Raw genomic sequence first — 20,695 nt, forward strand, 5'->3', positions numbered from 1 at the left:
GGCGTGGGGAAAGAAATGCAAGCGGCGCGAGGGGGCGGCTGCGCGTGCGGCCATGTGCGATATCGGGTAAAGGGTGAGCCGATCTACACCAACAACTGCCATTGCCGCCTGTGTCAGCAGCAGACCGGCTCAACCGGGGTGGTCAACGCCTTCTACGAATCCGACCGGATCGAGGTGCTGCAAGGCAGGCTGAGCGAGCATATGATGGTTTCGGGCAGCGGCGGCCCGCATCTGATCTGCCGGTGCCGGGAATGCGGCACAGCCTTGTGGAGCATCTATCCGCGGCTCGGACGCCTTGGGATTGGCCTGCGCGTGGGAACGCTGGACGAGCCCGGCGCGCTGACGCCCGACGCAGTGATCTTCACCGAGAGCGCGATGCCCTGGGTGACCTTTCCCGAGGGCATTCCGCAATTCGAGCGGACCTATGACTTCCGCACGCTGCTGCCTGCCGAACGGATAGACCGTATGCTGGCGCTGATGGGGCGGCGTGAGTCGTTTGGGGCCTGACCCTCGGCTGCCTGCTCGGCCCGCCATCGGGCGCGGATCATCTCGGAGGTTTCGCGCGAGCCATCGTGGCTCCAGCCGGGTGGCCTTAGCAGATAACCGAATTTGTCCCGCCACCGCGCGCGCCACATGTCCTCCGCAATTCCTACCCATTCGTGAAAAGCGGCCCAGAGCAGGCCCGTGATCCCGCCCGTGCGTTCGAGCGGCTTGACTAAGTGGTAGCGGATTGTCTCCTCTTCGGTTGCACCGCATGACGCGGTCCGTAGTTCCGGCGATGCTGGCAGAAGAGGGCGGGGGCGCTGGTGTTCACCTCAAGCTTCGTCGGCAACGGCGTGGCGCTACCAGGTATGGGCGCTTACGCTAGCGCCAAGGCCGGGCTTACGGGGCTCGTGAAATCGCGTGCTGCCGACTATGCGCATATGGGCATCAGGGCCAATGCGCTGCTGCCTGGCGGGACCGATACGGCCATGGCCGGCAGCGAAGAGAACAAGGCGTGGGCGGCAGGCCTTCATCCCATGCGCCGCATCGCCCAACCGGAGGAGGTCGCGCAGGCGGCGTTGTTTCTGCTTTCCGATATTGCGAGCTTCGTTACCGGCGGCAGCCTGTGGGCCGATGGCGGCAACCATGCGACCAAGGTGCAGGCGCCATGATAGTGCGCCTGCTCCCGGTGCCTGTATTACTGTTCGGTCGGCTCGTTTGCCGCTTCGGGCAGGGTGCCGAGCGGATCGGCTTCGACCATCTGCGCGACCTGTTCGTAGGCGGTGGCGTTCTGGTTCATCTGCTCGGCCACCGGCGGGTTCTGCTCGCCGACCTGGCGGAAGAACATGCTGGCATCGCGCAGAAGCTTGGCGGCGAGTTGGGCGTTATTGGACATAGTGTGGTTCCTTTTACGGCCGCGCGCAATCCATGCGCGCGGCATGGGGCGCGTCAGTAATGAGTGGACGCACAAAAGCAGGCCCCCGAAGGGGCCTGCGCGAAAATCCGACGATTATAGGCCGGGTGGGAGGCGAGGCGGCCCGCGATTAGGCCGCCTGCTCCTTCTTCTTGTCGTCGTCGTTCGAGACCACGCGGACGGGTTCCTTGCGGCCCTCGACCACGTCGGCATCGACGACAACTTCGGAAATGCCTTCCATGCTCGGCAGATCGAACATGGTGTCGAGCAGCAAGCCCTCGACAATCGAGCGCAGGCCACGCGCGCCAGTTTTGCGCTTGATGGCCTTCTGGGCGATCTTTTCGAGCGCCTCGTCAGTGAAGGTCAGCTCGACATCTTCCAGCTCGAACAGGCGGGCATATTGCTTCACCAGCGCGTTCTTCGGCTCCTTCAGGATCGTCACCAGTGCCTCGACATCGAGATCGTGCAGGGTGGCGATCACCGGCAGACGGCCGACGAATTCGGGGATGAGGCCGAACTTCAGCAGATCCTCAGGTTCGCACTTTTCGAGCATTTCGCCCACGCGCGCCTTGGCCGGGTCCGACACGTTGGCGCCAAAGCCGATCGAACGCTTCTGCAAGCGGTCGCCGATCACCTTTTCAAGGCCGGCAAAAGCGCCGCCGCAGATGAACAGGATGTTCGTGGTGTCGACCTGCAGGAACTCCTGCTGCGGATGCTTGCGCCCGCCCTGCGGCGGAACCGAAGCTGTGGTGCCTTCCATCAGCTTGAGCAGCGCCTGCTGCACGCCTTCGCCGCTGACGTCGCGCGTGATCGAGGGGTTCTCGGCCTTACGCGTGATCTTGTCGATCTCGTCGATGTAGACGATGCCGTGCTGCGCCTTCTCGACGTTGTAGTCGGACGACTGCAACAGCTTGAGAATGATGTTCTCCACGTCCTCGCCCACGTAACCGGCTTCGGTCAGCGTGGTGGCGTCGGCCATGGTGAAGGGCACGTCGAAGGTGCGCGCCAGCGTTTGCGCCAGAAGCGTCTTGCCCGAGCCGGTCGGGCCGACGAGCAGGATGTTCGACTTGGCCAGCTCGACATCGTTGCCTTTGCCAGCGTGCTTCAACCGCTTGTAGTGGTTGTGCACCGCGACCGAGAGCACGCGCTTGGCGCGTTCCTGCCCGATCACATAGTCGTTCAGCGTGTTGCAGATCTCAATCGGGGCGGGGATGGACCCGTCCTTCTTGCCGCCGACGCCGACCTTGGCCTCTTCACGAATGATGTCGTTGCACAGCTCGACGCATTCATCGCAGATGAACACGGTCGGCCCGGCGATCAGCTTGCGCACCTCGTGCTGCGACTTGCCGCAGAAGCTGCAGTAAAGGGTGCTCTTGCTATCGGATCCGCTCAACTTTGTCATAATCCTTGTCCAGTGCGAGCCCCTGTTGCCCAACCGCCGCAGCACATGCCTGACGGGAGAGTCGAATAGGGCAGTCTAGGCGCCGTGTGCGCAAGATCAATTCCCATAAGCCTTAATTCGTTCGGCTTGAGGGGTGCTGAACGCACACGGTTGCCAAATGGCTACAGTGTCCCTCCGGTTTGCCCGGTTTCGGGACACTGCGGCCTCAAGTTATTCCGGAGCGCCGCCCGAACCTTCGGTGGCGCTGTCGTCCTCGCCCTTGGGGCGATGGGCGAAGACCGCGTCGACGAGGCCGAATTCCTTGGCTTCGTCGGCTTCCAGGAAGGTGTCGCGATCCATTGCGCGTTCCACCGTCGCCAGGTCTTGCCCGGTATATTTCACGTAAAGGTCGTTCATCCGCGCTTTGATGCGGAGGATTTCCTTGGCCTGAATCTCGATGTCCGAAGCCATGCCGCGCGCGCCGCCCGAAGGCTGGTGGATCATGATCCGCGCATTCGGCAGCGCCACGCGCATACCCGGCTCACCGGCGGCGAGCAGGAACGAGCCCATCGATGCGGCCTGGCCGATGCACACGGTGCGTACCTTCGGCTTGATGTACTGCATGGTATCGTGGATCGCCATGCCGGCCGTCACCACGCCGCCGGGCGAGTTGATGTACATCGAGATGTCCTGCGAATTCTCGCTTTCGAGGAACAGCAGCTGGGCCACGATCAGCGAGGCCATGTTGTCTTCCACCTGACCGGTGACGAACACGATGCGTTCGCGCAGCAGGCGGCTGAAAATGTCGAAGCTGCGCTCGCCCCGGCTGGTCGATTCGACCACTACGGGCACGAGAGCGCCGGTGGTGGGGTCGGTGTGGAAACGGTCCTTGGCGTCGCCGAAAACGTCGAACATGAATATCCCTTCGTGTGATCCGAACGCTATGTCGCGTCTGGCCGCGCGATGTTCAAGGGGCTTCATCTTCCGACCTGTGCATCACTGGCGATGGAACCGACCCGCGACCCGAGCGACGAGGCTTAGTTGCATGAAATGGGCTTGTCCCATGCTCGCCTATGCCTCCGTATTATTACTTGGAATTGAGGCGCCCTGCGCATCTTTCAGAGCGCTTTCACCGACTATACCACCTTCGTGCCGACCCCCACGGAGGGTCGGCGCAGATCCAGGCTATCGACCTTTATGGCACCGTTTGTTTCGAGCCGGTCGGGTTCGCCGGGGTACGGCTCGACTATTCGCTGGAGCTGCGCGAATCGTCCTACACCGATCCGGTGCTGGGCGGGTTGCTTCCGGTTGGATTTGCCGAGCCGTTCGAGCTTGAGTTGGACTGGCGCCACGATATTCCCGCGACCGACTTGGCCTGGGGGGGGCAGGGCTGCGCCGCACGCGGTTCAGCGCCAGCTACCGCGTCGACGAATACCGCTACGATCATTTGATCGGCGACAACCTCTCGCTATTTGTCGAGCACATGGACCTGCCTGGACTCACCGTGCAAGCCAGGATGTCGAACCTGCTTGAGGACGAGCTGGTTTACGACCGCTACGTGTTCGCCGGGCCGCGCGCGAGCGACAACCTGCTGTTCCGCGAAAACCGCCGCCGCGAGATCGGGCGGGTCATGGAATCCATCGTCAAGGGCAGCTTCTGCGCGAACGAAAAGGGCGGCCTCTCGCAAGGCCGCCCTTTCGGTTGTTCGTGAGCGCCAGGCTTACTCGGCGTCGGCTTTCTTGGCCGGGGCTTTCTTCGCGGCAGGCTTCTTTGCCGGAGCCTTCTTGGCCGGAGCAGCCTCTGCATCGGCATCGGCATCGGCCTTCTTGGCCGGAGCTTTCTTCGCCGGGGCCTTCTTGGCAGGCGCCTTCTTGGCTGCGGGCTTGGCATCGGCCTCGCCGTCTTCACCATCAGCGTCGGCCTTCTTGGCCGGGGCTTTCTTCGCGGCAGGCTTCTTGGCCGGAGCCTTCTTGGCGGCGGGCTTCTTCTCTTCGCTGCCGGCTTCGTCGGCCTCGATCGCCGCTTCGATTTCCTCGCGGGTCACTTCGCGCTCGGTCACGTCGGCCTTGTCGAACAGGAAGTCGACGACCTTGTCCTCATAGAGCGGGGCGCGCAGCTGCGCCTGAGCCATCGGCTCGTTGCGGACGTAGTCCACGAACTGCTGACGCTGCTCGGCCGGATACTGCTGTGCGGCCTGCTGGATCAGCATGCCCATTTCCTGCTGGCTGATCTCCACGCCATTGGCCTGGCCGATTTCGCTCAGCAGCAGGCCGAGGCGCACGCGGCGTTCGGCGATGCGCTTGTAGTCGTCCTTCTCGGCTTCGATCTCGGCCTTGGCGGCTTCGGGATCTTCCTCGCGCGCGGCTTCGGCTTCGAGCTGCTGCCAGATCTGCTCGAACTCGGCTTCGACCATGGTCGGCGGAACGGGGAAATCGTGACTGGCAGCCAGCGTGTCGAGCAGCTGGCGCTTCATCTGCGTGCGGGTGAGGCCGGCGCTTTCCTGCTCCAGCTGGCCCTTCACGAGGCCCGTGAGCTGTTCGAGGCTCTCAAGGCCGAGCGACTTGGCAAAGTCCTCGTCGATCTTGCTTTCGGCTTCGACCTTCACCTGCTTCACGGTGATTGCGAACTGGGCTTCCTTGCCCTTCAGGTGCTCGGCCGGATAGTCTTCGGGGAAGGTGACGGTGATGGTCTTTTCCTCACCGGTCTTCACGCCCGTCAGCTGCTCTTCGAAGCCGGGGATGAACTGGCCCGAGCCGATCACCAGCGGTGCGTCTTCGGCCTTGCCGCCTTCGAATTCAACGCCGTCGACCGAGCCGACGAAGTCGATGATGACCTGGTCGCCCTCGGCAGCCTTCTTGGTCTTGGCGGCGTCCTTGTAGCTCTTCTGGCCCTCGGCGATCTTGCCCAGCGCCTCGTCGATCTGCTCGTCGCTCACGGCGACGGTCAGCTTCTCGAGCTTCAGGCCTTCGAGCGAAGGTACCTCGATCTCGGGCAGCACTTCCAGCTCCACGGTCAGCTCGGCATCCTTGCCCTGCTCATAGCCGTCGGCCATGTCCACCTTGGGCTGGAGCGCGGGGCGCAGTTTCTTTTCGGCCATCAGCTCGTCGATCGCGCCGCGCAGCGTGGTGTTGAGCACGTCGGCGTGAATCGCATCGCCGTGCATCTTCTTCACGAGGTTGGCGGGGACCTTGCCGGGGCGGAAGCCGGGCATCTTCACCTGCGGGGCGATCTTCTTAATCTCAGCGCCGACCTTGTCGGCGATGTCGCTCGCCGGGATGGTCAGCGTGTAGCCGCGCTTGAGGCCTTCATTGGTGGTTTCGACGATCTGCATTGCCATATCTGGTTCTTTCAGGCCTTCTAATTGCTGCGGACCGGGCACACAGTCCCGCATCCGATAACCGGGTATCGGGGCGTCAGCCGGAACTGGTGCGGGCGAAGGGACTCGAACCCCCACATCTTGCGATACTGGTACCTAAAACCAGCGCGTCTACCAATTCCGCCACGCCCGCAGCCCGACGAGAGGTGCAAGGAAGCAAGCCGCCTCGCAAAAATCGAAGCCGCGCCCTTAAAGGCCAGCGCGGCAAAGGGCAAGCACGAAGGGTGAGGATCGGCATTGCCACGCGATGGCCTGCGTTATAGTGGCCTTGCCCCATGAGCGAAGAGCAAACCCCAGAAACCGCCCCCGAGGCGTCCTCCAACACCCCCGCAGCCGCGGAGGTGCCGCCCGATCACCTCGCGATCGACCCGCGCAGCCCGCATTTCGATGGCGAGAAGCTGCAACGCGGCGTCGCCATTCGGTTCAAGGGCCGCGAGCGGCGCGACATCGAGGAATATTGCATTTCCGAGGGCTGGGTGCGCGTACAGGCCGGCAAGGCGATGGACCGCAAGGGCCGCCCGCTGACGATCAAGCTGAAGGGCGAAGTCGAAGCGTGGTATGAAGACCTCGGCGAAGACGCACCGGTCGCAAAGGCCTGATCTGAAGTTTCGATGTTCGAGGGGCCTTGCACAAGCCGGGCCCCTCTCAACACCTAATGTTATACGATCGGATCGTTCGGATCGTCGTATTCCGGACGCACCGTCGTCACCAGCCGCAGCACGCCGTAGCCGAGCAATGCGCTGATTACCGAGCCCACCAGAATACCGATCTTGGCCTCCTCGCGCAGCAGGCGCATCACGTCGCCCACGCCGGGGAAGGCTAGCTCGCCGATGAACAGGCTCATCGTGAAGCCGATCCCGCACAGGATCGATACGCCCCAGATCTCGGCCCAGCTGCAACCTTTCGGCTTTTCGACAATGCCGACCTTCACCGCAGCGAACACGCAGGAGAAGATGCCGAGCTGCTTGCCGATGACCAGGCCGGCAGCCACGCCCAGCGGCAGCGGATCGAGCAGGTTCTCCACCCCGATGTCCGACAGGTCTACGCCTGCGTTGGCGAAGCCGAACACGGGCACCACCAGATAGGCGTTCCACGGCACCAGCGCATGTTCGACATCTTCGAGCATCGAGTTGCCGTCGCGCTTCTTCATCGGAATCGTCAGCGCTGCGAGCACGCCCGCGATGGTCGCATGGACGCCCGAGAACAGCACGCAGAGCCAAAGCGCCAGCGCTGCAAGGATGAACGGCCACAGGCGTCTCACACCAAACCGGTTGAGCGCCACCATCACGCCCAGCACCACGGCAGCCGCAGCCAGCCAGGCGAGCGAGAGGTTGGCGGTATAGAACACCGCGATGATCAGCACCGCGCCGATATCGTCGACGATGGCGACGGTCAGCAGGAATAGCCGCAGGGGAGCCGGCACCCTGGTGCCAAGCAGGCCGATGACGCCCATGGCAAAGGCAATGTCGGTCGCCGCGGGAATCGCCCAGCCGCGCGCCAGGCCCGGCTCCCCGCCAGCGAGAGCCATGTAAACGATGGCGGGCATGGCCATCCCGGCGATGGCGGCCAGCACCGGCAGGTTGCGCTGTTTGGGATCGGACAGGTTGCCCGCGATCAGCTCGCGCTTCACCTCCAGCCCTACGACGAAGAAGAAGATCACCATCAACCCGTCGTTGATCCACAGGTGCATGGTGTTGAGATAGAAGGTGTCCTTCGACCACAGATAGCCGTGGAACAGCTCGTGATAGGCGTGGCTGACACCGGAATTGGCAACAATCATCGCGAATGCTGCAACTGCGATAAGCAGGATGCCTTCGAAGCTATCGGCCTTAAACAGCGCTTTGAAGGGGCGGACGGCGGTTGCGATTAGGGAAGGCTGGTTCATCTCGCCGCCACATTTCGCAGATGCGGGATCGATTGCAAGCCCTGCTCCGCGCATTCAGCGCAATTTTGTCGGCGACTGCGTTGAGTTGGGAAGATTCATCCTATACATGTTTTCCCCTAAGTATAATTAGGGGGCCCAGTCATGGGGAGCGACATTTGGCCAGCCGTCGCAGGGCTGGCTTTCATACAATATGAGCTCCTGCTTTTTGCAGGGGTTTTTTTTCTCATTGGCGCCGCTGACGAACTTGCGATCGATTTGATCTATTTCTTCAAGCGACTTCGCGGTCAACTTCGCACTATCCCCATGTCCACGACGCATCTTCCGCATCGCCAGCTTTCTGGCTTGGCGGTGGTGATGATTCCTGCCTGGCATGAAGACAAGGTCATCGGTCACACGGTCGCTCATGCGCTATCGGCATGGCCCCATCCCGACTTGCGAATCTATGTCGGATGCTATGAGAACGATCCGGCGACGATGGAGGCGGCCATGCGCGGAGCGGCAGGCGATCCGCGTCTTCGGATTGTCATCAACTCCAAGGCCGGGCCAACCAGCAAGGCCGATTGCCTGAACCGCATCTACGAGGCGATGGCTCACGACGAGATGCGTACGGGCCACCCCGCGCGCATGGTGATGCTGCATGACGCCGAGGATATGGTCGATCCGGCTGCACTGCCACTGCTTGATCGTGCGATCGAACGCGCCGAGTTCGTGCAACTCCCCGTCCTCCCGCTGCCGCAACCCGACAGCCGCTGGATCGGCAGCCACTATTGCGAGGAATTTGCCGAATCGCATGGCAAATCGATGGTCGTGCGCGCGGCGCTTGCCACGGGTTTGCCCGCAGCCGGCGTAGGCTGCGCGTTCGAGCGCAAAATGCTGGCGGAAATGGCGCGCCAGCGTGGGACGGTCGGCCCTTTTGCCGAGCGTTCGCTGACCGAAGATTACGAACTGGGGCTGCGGGTGGCGCTGGCAGGTGGCCGCTCGCGCTTCCTGCGCGTGCGCGATGATGCGGGCCGTCTGGTGGCTACGCGTGCCTATTTCCCGTCCGACATCGCCAGCGCCGTGCAGCAGAAGTCGCGCTGGATCCACGGCATTGCCCTGCAAGGTTGGGACCGGCTCGGCTGGAGCCGTGGGTTTGGCGAATGGTGGATGCGCCTGCGTGACCGCCGGGGTCCGTTTGCGGCGCTCGTGCTATTCTGTGGTTATCTGTTGCTGGTGCTTGGCGCGCTGTCGTCCCTGTTTAGAAATCATGGTTATGTCCCGGCATGGAAGCCCGATGCCCTGCTGCTGTGGCTGTTGTGGCTTAACCTGGCCAGCTTCCTTTGGCGTGCGGCCATGCGCTTTGCCTTCACCAGCCGCGAATATGGTTGGGGCGAGGGCCTGCGCGCAGTGCTGCGAATTCCGGTGACCAATGTTATCGCCATCATGGCCGGGCGGCGCGCGTTCTTCGCCTATCTCAGCACTTTGCGCGGTGCAGCGCCCAAGTGGGATAAGACCGAGCATGACACCCATCCAGCGCAGGCCTTCGATGAAAGCGAGCTACGCTCGCAAAGGTCGCTCGGCGAGGTCGCAAGATGACGTCCGCTGCTGCGGAAGCCATACGGGGGCAACCGGTGGTTGCCATGCTAGCTGTTCTTTGCGGTTGGGTCTTGCTTCGCCTGGTATTCTGGCAGTCGCCGGTGCTTTTCGAACAGGCTCGGTCAGAATGGACGTTCGCCAGCACTACCGAAGCGTTTTTCGCGCAGCCGGAAGCGGTTGGCGCAAATGCGACACCGCCTGACACACGCATCGAGCGCGATTTCACACCGCTTGTCAGGATCGAGCTTGGGGGACGAAACGAAGGCCTCCTGCCTGCTGAGGCTGGAAAGGCGGATATTGGTCAGAGCGACGCGGCTTCCCAATCGGCGGCTCTGCGGCGCATGTCTCGTGACCCCGGTTCGCTGAGCGAATCGCCGGCCGAAGAGAAACGTCGGCGGGGGGTTGCTTCCGCCGTCACAATGGCAGATCCCGTGTTCGCGCCCGCCACCGGCGCGCCATCGCGCTGGCTTGGGAACAGTTGGTTCTTCTGGCGCGATAACAGTCCGCGCGAACGTCAGGCTGCGACCACGCCGAACTATGGCAGGAGCCAGGCCGGGGCCGTGCTGGCCTACCGGCTCGCGCCCGAAAGCAGGTTTCGTCCGCAGGTTTACACCCGCGCGACCGCTGCGCTTGAAGGTCCGCGCGAAGGCGATCTGGCTGTCGGCCTGTCGGCGCGGCCCGTGCCCGATGTGCCGGTGCGTCTGGCGGCGGAGGGACGTTTGAGCCTGCGCGACGGAACGAGCGAACTGCGCCCGGCGGCCTATGCCGTTACCGAACTGCCGCCGTTTGCGCTTCCGGCGCAGCTGGTTGGTGAGGTCTATGCCCAGGCCGGCTGGGTCGGCGGTGATTTTGCTACCGGTTTTGTCGATGCGCAGATGCGGGTGACCCGCCCGCTCGCCCAGAGCCGCAACTTCGCTTTATCCGCGGGTGGCGGCGCATGGGCTGGCGCACAGAAAGGCACGCGGCGACTCGACGTTGGCCCCAGCGTCAGCGCCAGTTTCCGCTTAAGCGACGATGTCTATGGCCGTCTCTCGGCGGACTACCGGGTGAGGGTGGCGGGCAATGCCGCGCCTGCGAGTGGCCCTGCGCTCACACTGTCCGCAGGATTTTAACCGCAGCGGTCCATTCACCTTTGCGCAGGGCCTGCCATGCGATAGGCCGCAGGCATGGATGTCTACCTCCCCATCGCCAATCTGTCGGTAAACGGGCTGTTTATCGTCATGCTCGGCTTTGGCACGGGCATCCTGTCGGGTATTTTCGGGGTCGGCGGCGGGTTCCTGACAACGCCTCTGCTGATCTTCTACGGTATTCCGCCCACGGTCGCCGCCGCTTCCGCCGCCACACAGGTTACAGGCGCGAGCGTTTCGGGCGTGTTCGGGCACATGCGCAACAAGGGGGTCGACTTCCAGATCGGCGCGGTGATGGTCGGAGGCGGCCTGTGCGGAGCGTTGATCGGCGCCGGGCTGTTCTCGCTGTTGCAGGCGATTGGCCAGATCGACGTGGTCATCAACCTGCTCTACGTGCTGCTGCTCGGCACGATCGGCTGGCTAATGATGCGCGAGGCGCTGGCCGAGCTTAAGCCCGCGCGCTTCGGAAGCAAGAAGCGCGCGGCCAAGCGTCGCCACCACCCTATGATCGCCGCACTGCCTTACCGGATGCGGTTCTATGCCTCTGGTATTTACGTCTCGCCATTGGCGCCGGCGCTTCTGGGGCTGGTGGTGGGCATTCTCACCATGCTGATGGGCGTGGGTGGGGGCTTCATGATGGTGCCCGCGATGCTCTATATCCTCGGGATGAGCGCGCGCGTGGTGGTGGGCACCAGCCTGTTCAACATCCTGTTCATCACCATGCTGGTGACGATGGTCCACTCGTTCACCACCCATGCGGTCGATATCGTGCTGGCGGGGCTGCTGCTGGTCGGCTCGGTTACGGGCGCGCAATATGGCACCCGCATCGCGCAGGTCGCCAAGCCCGAGGTTCTGCGCCTGATCCTCGCCTCCATCGTCTTGGCCATTGCGCTGCGCATGGCCTACGGCCTCACCATCCGGCCCGACGAGGTCTATTCGGTGGTGCCTCTATGATTTGGTCCTCGCTGCCATTTCCTTCGCCGGGGCTTCGCTCCGGCTGCGGGGCAGCTGCGAGCGGCCGCTTGGCCTTGCGGCCCTTTGGGCCGTTGGCTTGGTTGGCGCTGATTGTGGGCTTGCTCTTGGGGCTCTGCGGTACTGCCCACGCGCAGGGGCGCGATCCGATCCTTGTGGTGGGCGCATCGCAGACCGACATCGTGCTGCGGCAGGGCTTCACCGGCACCGAGCTGCTGCTCTATGGCGCGCTGCTCGATCCGCGCGGGCGGCGGGCCGACGAGGACTACGACATCGTCGTCGTGCTCAAAGGCCCGACCGAGCCCATCACCTTGCGCGAGAAAGAGCAGATCGCGGGCATATGGGTCAACGCTGCCAGCACTGACTATCGCTCGGTTCCCAGCTTCTATGCAATGGCCTCATCAAGCCCGGTATCCGAGATCGTCGATCCGCGCACTGCCGCAATCTACGAATTCGGGCTCGACTACATCCAGCTCTCCCCCACCGGCACCATCGATACAGAGGAACAGGCACGCTTCTCGGCTGGCCTGGTCGATCTGCGCCAGCGGCAGGGGCTCTACAACCAGTTCGACGGTGCCGTCGATCTGGATGAAGGGGTGCTTTATTCGGTGCGCCTGCCGGTCCCTTCAAACGTGCGGCCGGGCGAGTATACGGCCGAGACCTTCGCCGTCCTGCGCGGCCGCGTGATCGCGTCGAACAGCCGCCAGCTTGTCGTCCACAAGGAGGGGGTCGAGCTGGCCATCGCCAACCGGTCGCAAGATAATTCGTTTCTCTATGGCCTGTTCGCGATCAGCATGTCCCTGTTCATGGGCTGGGCGGCGGGGCGTCTGTTTGCGATTGTCTAGGGCCCGTCAACTAGCGACGAGTGCCTAAGCTTTGACGCGATCTTAACCACCGGCTTGCTAACCGCTCTGCACCTACGTCGCTTGGAGCGGAAACTGCCGATGACCGACATGCGCCAGAATTTCTCTGACGACGCGCAGCCACAAGGCGAGGCTGCTGATCCGCACTTTACTTCCGATCCGCTGGACGATGCTGCCGAACTTGCTGCGCAGCCAATAGGCTGTGTGCTCGAAGTCTCGGGGGCGGGCTCGGCGATCGCGCTCGATCTTGCGCGGCTTAACGCGTGCATGAAAGATACCGATCCCTCGGTCGCGCTGTCCGGGCAGGTCGGCAGCCTGATCAAGGTGCGCACCAACGAAGGCTGGCTGCTCGGCTCGGTGCGCGATCAGCGACATGACCGGCGCGGCGAGGGCAATGTGCTCGTCGCCCATATCGACTTCCTCGGCGAGGGGCTGGAAGAACGGCTGACCGGCAAGCTCCACGGGTTTCGCCGCGGCGTGACACGGTATCCGATCCCCGGCTCGGAGATATTTCCGGCCACATCCGATGATCTCAGGCAAATCTACGCCTCCGATGGGCGCAAATCGATCCAGGTCGGCACCGTCTATCCCACCCGCGATATTCGCGCGGGGATCTATATCGATGCGATGCTCGGCAAGCATTTCGCGCTGCTCGGCTCTACCGGCACCGGCAAATCGACCGGGGCGGCCTTGATCCTGCACCGAATCTGCCAGGCCGCGCCCCAGGGCCATATCGCGATGATCGATCCGCACGGCGAATATGCCGCCGCGTTTCGTAACACGGGCATGATCTTCGACGTTTCCAACCTGCAGATGCCCTACTGGTTGATGAACTTCGAGGAGCACTGCGAGGTGCTGCTGCGCTCCTCCGGTAACGACCTGCAGGAGGACAAGGACATCCTCGCCAAGTGCCTGCTTGCTGCGCGCTCGAAGAACCGGCTGGCGCAAAGCCTCGGCAAGATCACCGTCGATTCGCCGATCCCCTATCTGCTGTCCGACCTCACCAACATGTTGCAGGACGAGATGGGCAAGCTCGACAAGGCGACCACCACCGCGCCCTACATGCGGATCAAGAGCAAGATCGAGGAACTGCGCGCCGATCCGCGCTATCAGTTCATGTTCTCCGGCATGTTGGTGGGCGACACCATGGCCGACTTCATCTCCAAGGTGTTCCGCCTGCCAAGTTCGGACAAGCCCGTCTCGATTATCGACGTTTCGGGCGTGCCCTCGGACATCACCCGCACCGTGGTCGCGGTGCTTAGCCGGATGGTGTTCGACTTCGCGATCTGGAGCCGGGGCGAGCGCACCACGCCGATCCTGCTCGTGTGCGAGGAAGCGCACCGCTACGTGCCGAACGAGCGCAACTCGGACGGCAACTCGGTGGGCCGCATCCTCTCTCGCATCGCCAAGGAGGGCCGCAAATACGGCATCTCGCTCGGTCTCATCACCCAGCGTCCATCGGACCTTGCCGAGGGCGTGCTCTCGCAGTGCGGCACGATCATCTCGATGCGCCTTAACAACGAGCGCGACCAGGCTTTCGTGAAAGCCGCCATGCCCGAAGGCGCGCGCGGGTTCCTCGATTCGGTGCCGGCCTTGCGCAACCGCGAGTGCATCATCTGCGGCGAGGGCGTGTCGATCCCGATGCGCGTGAACTTCGATGCGCTGGAGGAATCCAAGCGCCCGGCCTCCGATGATCCCAGCTTCGTCGAGCTGTGGAGCGAGGCTGGCGGCGAGGAGGAGATGGTCTTCCGGACCGTCCAGCGCTGGAGAGCGCAAGGGGGCTAATCTTCAGCCGTCAGCGAGATCGCCTCGCGGCGCGGTGCGCTCGCCGAGGCGCGGCAACACGCGCCCCAGCCAGTGGGCGGCGGGTTTCTCGATAGCCCAGGTGAGCACGCTTGCCAGGGCCAGAGCGACAGCGACTGTCAGCAGCAGTGCTGCCCAGGCACCAAGCCCCGCCGCTTCCAGCTGCGCGAGGACCACATAGCCGATCATCTGGTGGATCAGGTATAAGGCATAGGAGATCGCGCCGAGCCCGGTCAGCCAAGCGGCAGCGCGCGGCAGCTGGCGGCCTGGAGCAGTGCCCCAGATCATGGCCAAAACCGCAACCGCGACGATCAAGGCTCCGGTCAATCCGTCATGCAGACCCTGCACCAGCGGCACCAGCACGAGCACCGCCACATGCCGAGCTGAAAAGCCCTCGGTCCGGCCAAGATACAGGGCGAGCCCGGCGGCGAAAAGATGCGAATAGCTGCTGATCCCGATCATCAGATGCAGCGGATGAGGGATTGCCCAGCCGATGATCGGAAAGGCTGCGGCGCCCAGCGTCATCCACGTCGGCAGCCAGCCGATCCAGCGGTGCAGCGGGCTGGCGAACAGCGCGAACATCATGATGTAGAAGCCCAGTTCGTAGCTCAGGCTCCAATAGGCGCCGTCGATCGGCTCGATATGGGCATATTGCTCGAACATGGTGAGGTTGGCGAGCAGTTGCAGCGGTGTCGGCCCCGGCCCGAGCAATGGATTGATGGTGAGCACGAGGCTGGTCAGCAGCACCGCGGCCCAGAACACCGGGTAAAGCCGGATGAAGCGAGAGCGCGCGAAGTGGCCGGTGCCGCGCTGGGCGATGCTCATGAGGATCACGAAGCCCGAGATCATGAAGAAGAGGTGGACGCCATAGGCGCCAGCATCGAAGGTGAAGGGCACAAGGCCCCCGGGAACGAAATTGGGAAACTGCGCCGTGTAGTGAAACAACACCACGGCGAGCGCCGCCAGGCCGCGCAGGCCGTCGAGCCGCGCAAGGCGGGCCTGCGGCGGGGGCGGGATCAAAGGTCGGCGCTTATGCGGCCCGTAGGCTGGCCTTCGGCATGGACGCCTTCTGCCGCCATCTCGGGGCTCTGGGCAACCACGGCGCTGCGCCAGTTGAAGTGGTGGTAAAAGTACCAGCCCAGCAACAGACCAACCGCCGCGCCGACCGGGAAGCTGAGCCAGATCGCATCGGCTTCGAGCCAATCGTAAGTCAGCTCATAGAAACCCAGACGCACGGGGAACAGCGCTACGGCCACCACCACCAGCGGTATCCACACCGCTCCCGCCGCCCGCATCGTGGCGGTGTAAACCATGGTGACGCCGAACAGGATGAAGTTCCAGCTCGCGAGCAGCTGGATATGCCGGGCAATCGGCACCGCGGGGCTGTCAGGCCCGAGAAACAGCACCAGCACCGGCCGGTCGAACAGCAGCAGCAGCACGGTCACCACGCCCGTGAAGCTGAAGTTGAGCCACAGCCCGGCCTTCGTCACCTGGTCGAGCCCGTCCCACTTACTTGCGCCGATATACTGCGCGGCCATCGCACTCACCGCGCCGCCGATCGCCATTGCGGGCATCTGGATGTAGTTGAACAGCTGCATCGTCGCGCCATAGGCGGCTGTGGTCAGCAGCCCCTCGCGGTTGACGAGGCCGACCACGATGATCCCCGCACTGCTCATCACCAGCAGCTGAGCGCCCATCGGCAGGCCCTTGGTGAGGATGAAGCGCAGCTCGTCTTTCGAGGGCCAGAGGTAACGCAGCTCCTTCGCGCGCAAGCGCAACGGCAGGTCTTTGGCATAGACATAGGCGACCATCGCGATGAACGAGATCATGGCCGAGATGATCGTCGCCAATGCCGACCCGGCAATGCCGAGCTGCGGGAAGGGGCCATAGCCGGCGATCAGCAACGGGTTGAGCACCGTGTCGAGCGCGACGGTCACCCCCATGAAGATGAGCGGCGTGCTGGCATCGCCGGTGCCGCGCAGGCCCATCGAGAGGATGATCGACACCATCATAAACGGCATCGAGAGGAAGATCAGCTGCAGGTACACCAGCGCCAGCGGATAGGCCCCTTCGGGCGTCGCCAGCACCCGCAGCAGCGGCCCGGCAAAGGCGAAGCCCACCGCCGCAATCGCCAGCATCAGCATCGCGCAGAAGCCCACCGCCGAGCCGAAGCTGCGCCGCGCTCCGTCAAGGTCGCGTCCGCCATAGCGCTGGCCGATCAGTACCGTGCCCGCCATGCCGAAGCCGAAGGCTGCCGAGCTGACAAGGAACATCACGATGTTGGCATTGGCGGTGGCGGCCAGCGCCTCTTCGCCGATCAGCCGCCCGACCCAGATCGAGTTCACCGTGCCCGACAGCGATTGCAGCACATTGGTGAGCAACGCTGGCAGACTGAACATCAGCAGCGTCTTGGGGATCGGCCCGCTGGTGAGATCACCGCGCATCCTGGCTGGTGCCTTGCTCGGCACTTCTGTTGGCGAATCGGACATAGTCAAGTTCCGCGTGTATCGCCAAACAGATGAATGTGCATCCTGTCGCTCATGCGAAAACCGTGGGAAAGACAGGCCTCTACCAGCCATTTCTCGCGCTCGCGCAGCGTTTCGCTGTCGGTTCCTTCGGGCATTAGAAACACCTTATCCGGTGAAATCATATGCTTGCGAACGATCTCGTTGACTTCTGCAATATGTTCGGGCGCGCCGATCACGAACTTGAGCACCGCGCGCGCTTCGCTGGCCCAAAAGTCGAGCATTTCGGGCTTGAGTGCCAGCTCTGCCGGGTTGCCCGAGTGGGCGAGCTTGGGGCTGACGTTGAACTGGTCGACCCTCACATCGAGCCGGGCGGGCGGCTTGGCGGTGCCGTTGGTCTCGATCTCCACCGCCATGGCGGGCAGGTGTTCGAGCATCGTGGCCAGTGCGCCGCCTTGCAGCATCGGCTCGCCGCCAGTGATGACCAGCCGTTTCTGGCCGAGCGCTGCGATCCGCGCGGCGACATCGGCTTCGTCGAGCGTGATCTGGTTGGCCTTGCGCTCGTATGTCGTGTTGCCGTGATGGGGGCGCTCGTCTTCGGCGAAGTGCCAGGTGTAGGGGGTGTCGCACCAGACACAGGCGAGGTTGCAGCGCGACAGTCGCACGAAGGCGACCGGCGCGCCCATGCTCGGGCCTTCGCCTTGGAGGGAGGCGAAGATCTCAGGCTCTCCCGGGGCCTGCGTGGCGAGCACTAGCGCCATGGGGCAGCCCCAAGGTGTGACAGGTGTGACAGTGTCCTGAGGGGAAACTTTTTGCGCGGGTGGGGGCGCTGTTCTGCGGGTGTGTGAGGGGGGAGGGCGGTCATGGCCAGGGTCATGCCACAGGCTGAGAGGTGTAGGAAATGTATAGCACACCACCTGCTCGCCCTGAGCTTGTCGAGAGACCGTTCTTCACTTCGGGCACAAGACCAAAAGATACGGACAATCCTTCGACAGGCTCAGGATGAGCGGGGTGGGTGTTTGGCTCAGGGCGAGCAGATGGTGTTATTGAGGCGCGAAGGCCATTACCCCAACCGCGCCAAGGCCGCCGTCAGCCGCTCGATCTCGCCCGCGTGGTGAGCATGATCGGCGCGGGCCTTCTCGACCGCTTCGGGCTTGGCCTTCTCGGCAAAGGCCGGGTTCGACAAGCGCCCGTCGAGGCTCTTGAACTCCTTCTGCGAGGCCGCCAGCGCCTTTTCGAGACGCGCCTTCTCGGCATCGAGATCGACCACGCCTTCCAAGGGAATCAGGAACACGTCGTCCATCGCCGTCACCTGCATCGCCGCGCCTGCCGGAGCCTCGGCGAACTCGACCGGGGTCAGGCGGGCAAGGCGCTCGATGGCCGCCGCGCTGCGCTCGACCACGCGCTTGGCGAGGTCGCTCGGGGCGGGGCAGAACGCGGCGAGCTTCGCTCCAGGTGCAATGCCCAGCTCGTTTTTCGCCGCGCGGGTGGCGGTGGTGAGCGCGATCACCCAGTCGATGGCGTCGGTCGCGTCCTTGCTGACGGAGGCTTGCGGTTCGGGCCACTTGGCGAGGATCAGGTCATAAGGCCGCTCACCTTGCGCATGCCACAGCTCTTCGGTGATGAAGGGCATGAACGGGTGCAGCATCACCAGAATCTGGTCGAGCGCCCAGCCAGCCACCGCGCGAGTTTCCACCGCCGCGGGGCTGCTCTCATCGCCCGCGAAGACCGGCTTGATCAGCTCCAGATACCAGTCGCAGAAGCGGCTCCACGCGAACTGGTAAATGGTGTTGGCGGCAGCGTCGAAGCGCAGCTCGGCCATGGCCTTGTCCAGCGCCTCGACTGTCTGGGCGACTTCGCCGATAATCCACTGGTTTGCCGCCAGTTTGGCCTCCGGCGCGGCCACGCTGGCCGAAGCGCCGATGCCGTTCGACTGGCAGAACCGGGTCGCGTTCCAGAGCTTGGTGGCGAAGTTGCGATAGCCTTCGACGCGGCTTTCATCCATCTTGATGTCGCGGCCCTGGCTTTCCATTGCCGCCATGAAGAAGCGCAGCGCGTCGGCGCCATATTTGTCGATCAGGATCAGCGGATCGACCACGTTGCCCTTCGACTTCGACATCTTCGAGCCATCCGCCGCGCGCACCAGCCCGTGGAGGTAAAGGCGCGGCCATGGGATTTGGCCGGTCATCTCGATGCCCTGCATCATCATGCGCGCATCCCAGAAGAACAGGATGTCGAAGCCCGAGACGAGCAGGTTGTTGGGGTAGTGCTTCTTCAGCAGCTCGGTATCGTCAGGCCAGCCGAGTGTGGCGAAGGGCCACAGCGCAGAGGAGAACCATGTGTCGAGGACGTCCTCGTCGCGGGTCAGCGCCTTCTCGCCAGCCAGAGCCTGCGCCTCTTCCTCGGTCTCGGCCACGAAGACTTCGCCGTCCTCGGCATACCAGGCCGGAATCCGGTGCCCCCACCAAAGCTGGCGGCTCACACACCACGGCTGGATATTCTCCATCCAGTTAAAGAAGGTCTTTTCCCAGGTCTTGGGCACGATCTCGATCTTGCCCGACTTCACCGCCTCGATCGGCGCGCCGGCGAGCTTCTCGGCATCGACATACCACTGGTCGGTCAGCCAGGGTTCGATCACCACGCCGCCACGGTCGCCGAACGGGGTCGCGATTACGCGCGGTTCGGCGTCGTGCTCGACCTCTTCGCCCTTCTTGGTCTTGGCGACATGCGGGATCAGCAGGCCTTCGGCCTTGAGCGCCGCCACGACCTTTTCGCGCGCGCCATCCTCGCCCCCATCATCTTTGGCACGCTTGAAGCGGTGCAGGCCGATGTACTCTCCCGGCACCAGCCCATCCGCCGTCTGGCAGACGTTGGCATCGGCATCGAGCATGTTGAGCATCTCGGCAGGCTTGATCCCGGCGCGCTTGCCCACTTCGAAGTCGTTGAAATCGTGCCCTGGCGTGATCTTCACCGCGCCCGAGCCCAGTGCCGGGTCGGCATGTTCGTCGGCGACGATGGGAACGCGCCGTCCGGTGATCGGCAGCGTGACGAACTTGCCCACCACCGATGTGTAGCGCTCGTCTTCCGGGTTCACCGCAACGGCCATATCGGCCAGCATCGTTTCGGGCCGCGTGGTAGCGACCTCGATATAGTCGCTCCCGTCATCAAGCGTCACGTCGTCCGCCAGCGGGTACTTGAAGTGCCAGAACCCGCCGTTGATGTTCTGCGTCTCGACCTCGAGGTCGGAAATCGCGGTCTTGAGCTTGGGGTCCCAGTTCACCAGACGCTTGTCGCGGTAGATCAGGCCCTTGTTATAAAGGTCCACGAAGACCTTGAGCACGGCCTTGGTGAAGTGCTCATCCATCGTGAACTGCTCGCGGCTCCAGTCCATCGAGCAACCGAGGCGGCGCAGCTGGCGGGTAATCGTGCCGCCGCTCTCGTGCTTCCACTCCCACACCTTGTCGATGAACTGTTCGCGCGAATAGTTGCTGCGCTTGTCCTGGGCGGCCTCCATCTGCCGCTCGACCACCATCTGCGTAGCGATCCCGGCGTGGTCGGTGCCCACTACCCACAGCGCATCCTTGCCTTTCATGCGCTCATACCGGATCACAATGTCCTGTAGTGTGTTATCGAGCGCATGACCGATATGCAGCGAGCCCGTGACGTTGGGCGGAGGATTGACGATGGTGAAGGCTTCCGCATCGGGCCGCTCGGGCCGGAAGGCGCCTGTTTCTTCCCAGTGGGCATACCATTTCGCCTCGATGGCGGCGGGGTCGAAAGTCTTGTCGAGTTCGCGGGTCATTACATCTCTTCGCTGACGCTCAGGTTCGGTGCGCGGGCTGGCACCGCCAA

The 20,695-nt window shown here is 63.5% G+C and carries 20 protein-coding genes and 1 tRNA gene; 10 read left to right on the top strand and 11 right to left on the bottom strand.

Annotated elements, in window-relative coordinates; all coding sequences use genetic code 11:
• Positions 1-15 precede the first annotated feature (15 nt).
• On the top strand, positions 16-507 hold the full coding sequence (locus tag E0473_RS11415; RefSeq protein ID WP_137681030.1) for a GFA family protein: 492 nt from the start codon (positions 16-18) through the stop codon (positions 505-507).
• A 299-nt stretch (positions 508-806) separates the two neighbouring features.
• Positions 807-1,154, top strand: a complete 348-nt coding sequence (locus tag E0473_RS11425) for an SDR family oxidoreductase (RefSeq protein WP_241657478.1) — start codon at positions 807-809, stop codon at positions 1,152-1,154.
• A gap of 26 nt (positions 1,155-1,180) precedes the next feature.
• On the opposite strand, the gene E0473_RS11430 is transcribed toward E0473_RS11425, so the two are convergent.
• From E0473_RS11430 to E0473_RS11440, 3 genes are all read right to left on the bottom strand, one after another.
• Positions 1,181-1,378, bottom strand: coding sequence for a hypothetical protein (locus E0473_RS11430; protein ID WP_137681031.1), 198 nt, complete (start codon positions 1,376-1,378; stop codon positions 1,181-1,183).
• A gap of 148 nt (positions 1,379-1,526) precedes the next feature.
• Positions 1,527-2,798: an ATP-dependent Clp protease ATP-binding subunit ClpX gene (clpX, locus tag E0473_RS11435; RefSeq protein ID WP_137681032.1), complete on the bottom strand. Its 1,272-nt coding sequence runs from the start codon at positions 2,796-2,798 to the stop codon at positions 1,527-1,529.
• Between the two features lie 210 nt (positions 2,799-3,008).
• The gene (locus E0473_RS11440) at positions 3,009-3,692 is read right to left on the bottom strand and encodes an ATP-dependent Clp protease proteolytic subunit (RefSeq protein ID WP_137681033.1); all 684 of its coding nucleotides are present in this window, start codon (positions 3,690-3,692) and stop codon (positions 3,009-3,011) included.
• Positions 3,693-3,874: 182 nt separating this feature from the next.
• Here E0473_RS11440 and E0473_RS11445 point away from each other — a divergent pair, with 182 nt between their 5' ends.
• Together E0473_RS11445 and E0473_RS11450 are read left to right on the top strand one after the other, a co-directional pair.
• Positions 3,875-4,228 (top strand): hypothetical protein, encoded by a 354-nt coding sequence (locus tag E0473_RS11445; RefSeq protein ID WP_206663440.1) that lies wholly within the window; start codon positions 3,875-3,877, stop codon positions 4,226-4,228.
• 32 nt (positions 4,229-4,260) lie between these two features.
• Positions 4,261-4,488, top strand: coding sequence for a hypothetical protein (locus E0473_RS11450; RefSeq protein WP_137681035.1), 228 nt, complete (start codon positions 4,261-4,263; stop codon positions 4,486-4,488).
• A gap of 9 nt (positions 4,489-4,497) precedes the next feature.
• Here the strand turns inward: E0473_RS11450 and tig are convergent, their stop codons facing one another.
• Together tig and E0473_RS11460 are read right to left on the bottom strand one after the other, a co-directional pair.
• Positions 4,498-6,108, bottom strand: a complete 1,611-nt coding sequence (gene tig, locus E0473_RS11455) for a trigger factor (RefSeq protein WP_137681498.1) — start codon at positions 6,106-6,108, stop codon at positions 4,498-4,500.
• A gap of 93 nt (positions 6,109-6,201) precedes the next feature.
• Positions 6,202-6,286: transfer RNA gene (locus E0473_RS11460), tRNA-Leu, on the bottom strand.
• 142 nt (positions 6,287-6,428) lie between these two features.
• On the opposite strand from E0473_RS11460, the gene E0473_RS11465 reads away from it, so the two are divergent.
• Complete coding sequence (locus tag E0473_RS11465; RefSeq protein WP_137681036.1) at positions 6,429-6,752, top strand: DUF3297 family protein; 324 nt, start codon at positions 6,429-6,431, stop codon at positions 6,750-6,752.
• Between the two features lie 59 nt (positions 6,753-6,811).
• On the opposite strand, the gene nhaA is transcribed toward E0473_RS11465, so the two are convergent.
• Both nhaA and E0473_RS15635 read right to left on the bottom strand, forming a co-directional pair.
• Entirely contained in the window at positions 6,812-8,038 is a 1,227-nt protein-coding gene (gene nhaA, locus E0473_RS11470) for a Na+/H+ antiporter NhaA (RefSeq protein ID WP_137681037.1), read from the bottom strand.
• A gap of 126 nt (positions 8,039-8,164) precedes the next feature.
• Complete coding sequence (locus E0473_RS15635) at positions 8,165-8,326, bottom strand: hypothetical protein (protein ID WP_241657531.1); 162 nt, start codon at positions 8,324-8,326, stop codon at positions 8,165-8,167.
• Between E0473_RS15635 and E0473_RS11475 the strand changes: the two genes are divergently transcribed.
• The 5 genes from E0473_RS11475 to E0473_RS11495 all read left to right on the top strand — a co-directional run bounded on the left by E0473_RS11475 (position 8,264) and on the right by E0473_RS11495 (position 14,360).
• Positions 8,264-9,613 (top strand): glycosyl transferase family protein, encoded by a 1,350-nt coding sequence (locus E0473_RS11475; RefSeq protein ID WP_241657524.1) that lies wholly within the window; start codon positions 8,264-8,266, stop codon positions 9,611-9,613. The genes E0473_RS15635 and E0473_RS11475 overlap by 63 nt on opposite strands.
• A gap of 419 nt (positions 9,614-10,032) precedes the next feature.
• Entirely contained in the window at positions 10,033-10,725 is a 693-nt protein-coding gene (locus tag E0473_RS11480) for a hypothetical protein (RefSeq protein ID WP_137681039.1), read from the top strand.
• A 54-nt stretch (positions 10,726-10,779) separates the two neighbouring features.
• The gene (locus tag E0473_RS11485) at positions 10,780-11,694 is read left to right on the top strand and encodes a sulfite exporter TauE/SafE family protein (RefSeq protein ID WP_137681040.1); all 915 of its coding nucleotides are present in this window, start codon (positions 10,780-10,782) and stop codon (positions 11,692-11,694) included.
• A gap of 113 nt (positions 11,695-11,807) precedes the next feature.
• Positions 11,808-12,557: a TIGR02186 family protein gene (locus E0473_RS11490; protein ID WP_241657479.1), complete on the top strand. Its 750-nt coding sequence runs from the start codon at positions 11,808-11,810 to the stop codon at positions 12,555-12,557.
• A 99-nt stretch (positions 12,558-12,656) separates the two neighbouring features.
• The gene (locus E0473_RS11495) at positions 12,657-14,360 is read left to right on the top strand and encodes an ATP-binding protein (RefSeq protein WP_137681499.1); all 1,704 of its coding nucleotides are present in this window, start codon (positions 12,657-12,659) and stop codon (positions 14,358-14,360) included.
• A 3-nt stretch (positions 14,361-14,363) separates the two neighbouring features.
• Here E0473_RS11495 and E0473_RS11500 read toward each other — a convergent pair whose 3' ends face one another.
• From E0473_RS11500 to E0473_RS11515, 4 genes are all read right to left on the bottom strand, one after another.
• Positions 14,364-15,398, bottom strand: coding sequence for an acyltransferase family protein (locus E0473_RS11500; RefSeq protein ID WP_161981580.1), 1,035 nt, complete (start codon positions 15,396-15,398; stop codon positions 14,364-14,366).
• The gene (locus tag E0473_RS11505) at positions 15,395-16,867 is read right to left on the bottom strand and encodes an MATE family efflux transporter (RefSeq protein WP_137681043.1); all 1,473 of its coding nucleotides are present in this window, start codon (positions 16,865-16,867) and stop codon (positions 15,395-15,397) included. The genes E0473_RS11500 and E0473_RS11505 overlap by 4 nt, the downstream gene beginning before the upstream one ends.
• Before the next feature lie 2 nt (positions 16,868-16,869).
• Complete coding sequence (locus E0473_RS11510) at positions 16,870-17,604, bottom strand: 7-carboxy-7-deazaguanine synthase QueE (RefSeq protein WP_137681044.1); 735 nt, start codon at positions 17,602-17,604, stop codon at positions 16,870-16,872.
• A gap of 302 nt (positions 17,605-17,906) precedes the next feature.
• The gene (locus E0473_RS11515; RefSeq protein ID WP_137681045.1) at positions 17,907-20,645 is read right to left on the bottom strand and encodes a valine--tRNA ligase; all 2,739 of its coding nucleotides are present in this window, start codon (positions 20,643-20,645) and stop codon (positions 17,907-17,909) included.
• Positions 20,646-20,695: the final 50 nt, after the last annotated feature.

It is taken from the genome of Aurantiacibacter suaedae, assembly GCF_005434915.1.
Lineage (GTDB): Bacteria > Pseudomonadota > Alphaproteobacteria > Sphingomonadales > Sphingomonadaceae > Alteraurantiacibacter > Alteraurantiacibacter suaedae.

Excerpts from the sequence above, each read along its gene's own strand:
- E0473_RS11415 (WP_137681030.1), top strand. The coding sequence starts at position 16 with ATGCAAGCGGCGCGAGGGGGCGGCTGCGCGTGCGGCCATGTGCGATAT.
- E0473_RS11430 (WP_137681031.1), bottom strand. The coding sequence starts at position 1,378 with ATGTCCAATAACGCCCAACTCGCCGCCAAGCTTCTGCGCGATGCCAGC.
- clpX (WP_137681032.1), bottom strand. The coding sequence starts at position 2,798 with ATGACAAAGTTGAGCGGATCCGATAGCAAGAGCACCCTTTACTGCAGC.
- E0473_RS11440 (WP_137681033.1), bottom strand. The coding sequence starts at position 3,692 with ATGTTCGACGTTTTCGGCGACGCCAAGGACCGTTTCCACACCGACCCC.
- E0473_RS11450 (WP_137681035.1), top strand. The coding sequence starts at position 4,261 with ATGGACCTGCCTGGACTCACCGTGCAAGCCAGGATGTCGAACCTGCTT.
- tig (WP_137681498.1), bottom strand. The coding sequence starts at position 6,108 with ATGCAGATCGTCGAAACCACCAATGAAGGCCTCAAGCGCGGCTACACG.
- E0473_RS11465 (WP_137681036.1), top strand. The coding sequence starts at position 6,429 with ATGAGCGAAGAGCAAACCCCAGAAACCGCCCCCGAGGCGTCCTCCAAC.
- nhaA (WP_137681037.1), bottom strand. The coding sequence starts at position 8,038 with ATGAACCAGCCTTCCCTAATCGCAACCGCCGTCCGCCCCTTCAAAGCG.
- E0473_RS11480 (WP_137681039.1), top strand. The coding sequence starts at position 10,033 with ATGGCAGATCCCGTGTTCGCGCCCGCCACCGGCGCGCCATCGCGCTGG.
- E0473_RS11485 (WP_137681040.1), top strand. The coding sequence starts at position 10,780 with ATGGATGTCTACCTCCCCATCGCCAATCTGTCGGTAAACGGGCTGTTT.
- E0473_RS11495 (WP_137681499.1), top strand. The coding sequence starts at position 12,657 with ATGACCGACATGCGCCAGAATTTCTCTGACGACGCGCAGCCACAAGGC.
- E0473_RS11505 (WP_137681043.1), bottom strand. The coding sequence starts at position 16,867 with ATGTCCGATTCGCCAACAGAAGTGCCGAGCAAGGCACCAGCCAGGATG.
- E0473_RS11510 (WP_137681044.1), bottom strand. The coding sequence starts at position 17,604 with ATGGCGCTAGTGCTCGCCACGCAGGCCCCGGGAGAGCCTGAGATCTTC.
- E0473_RS11515 (WP_137681045.1), bottom strand. The coding sequence starts at position 20,645 with ATGACCCGCGAACTCGACAAGACTTTCGACCCCGCCGCCATCGAGGCG.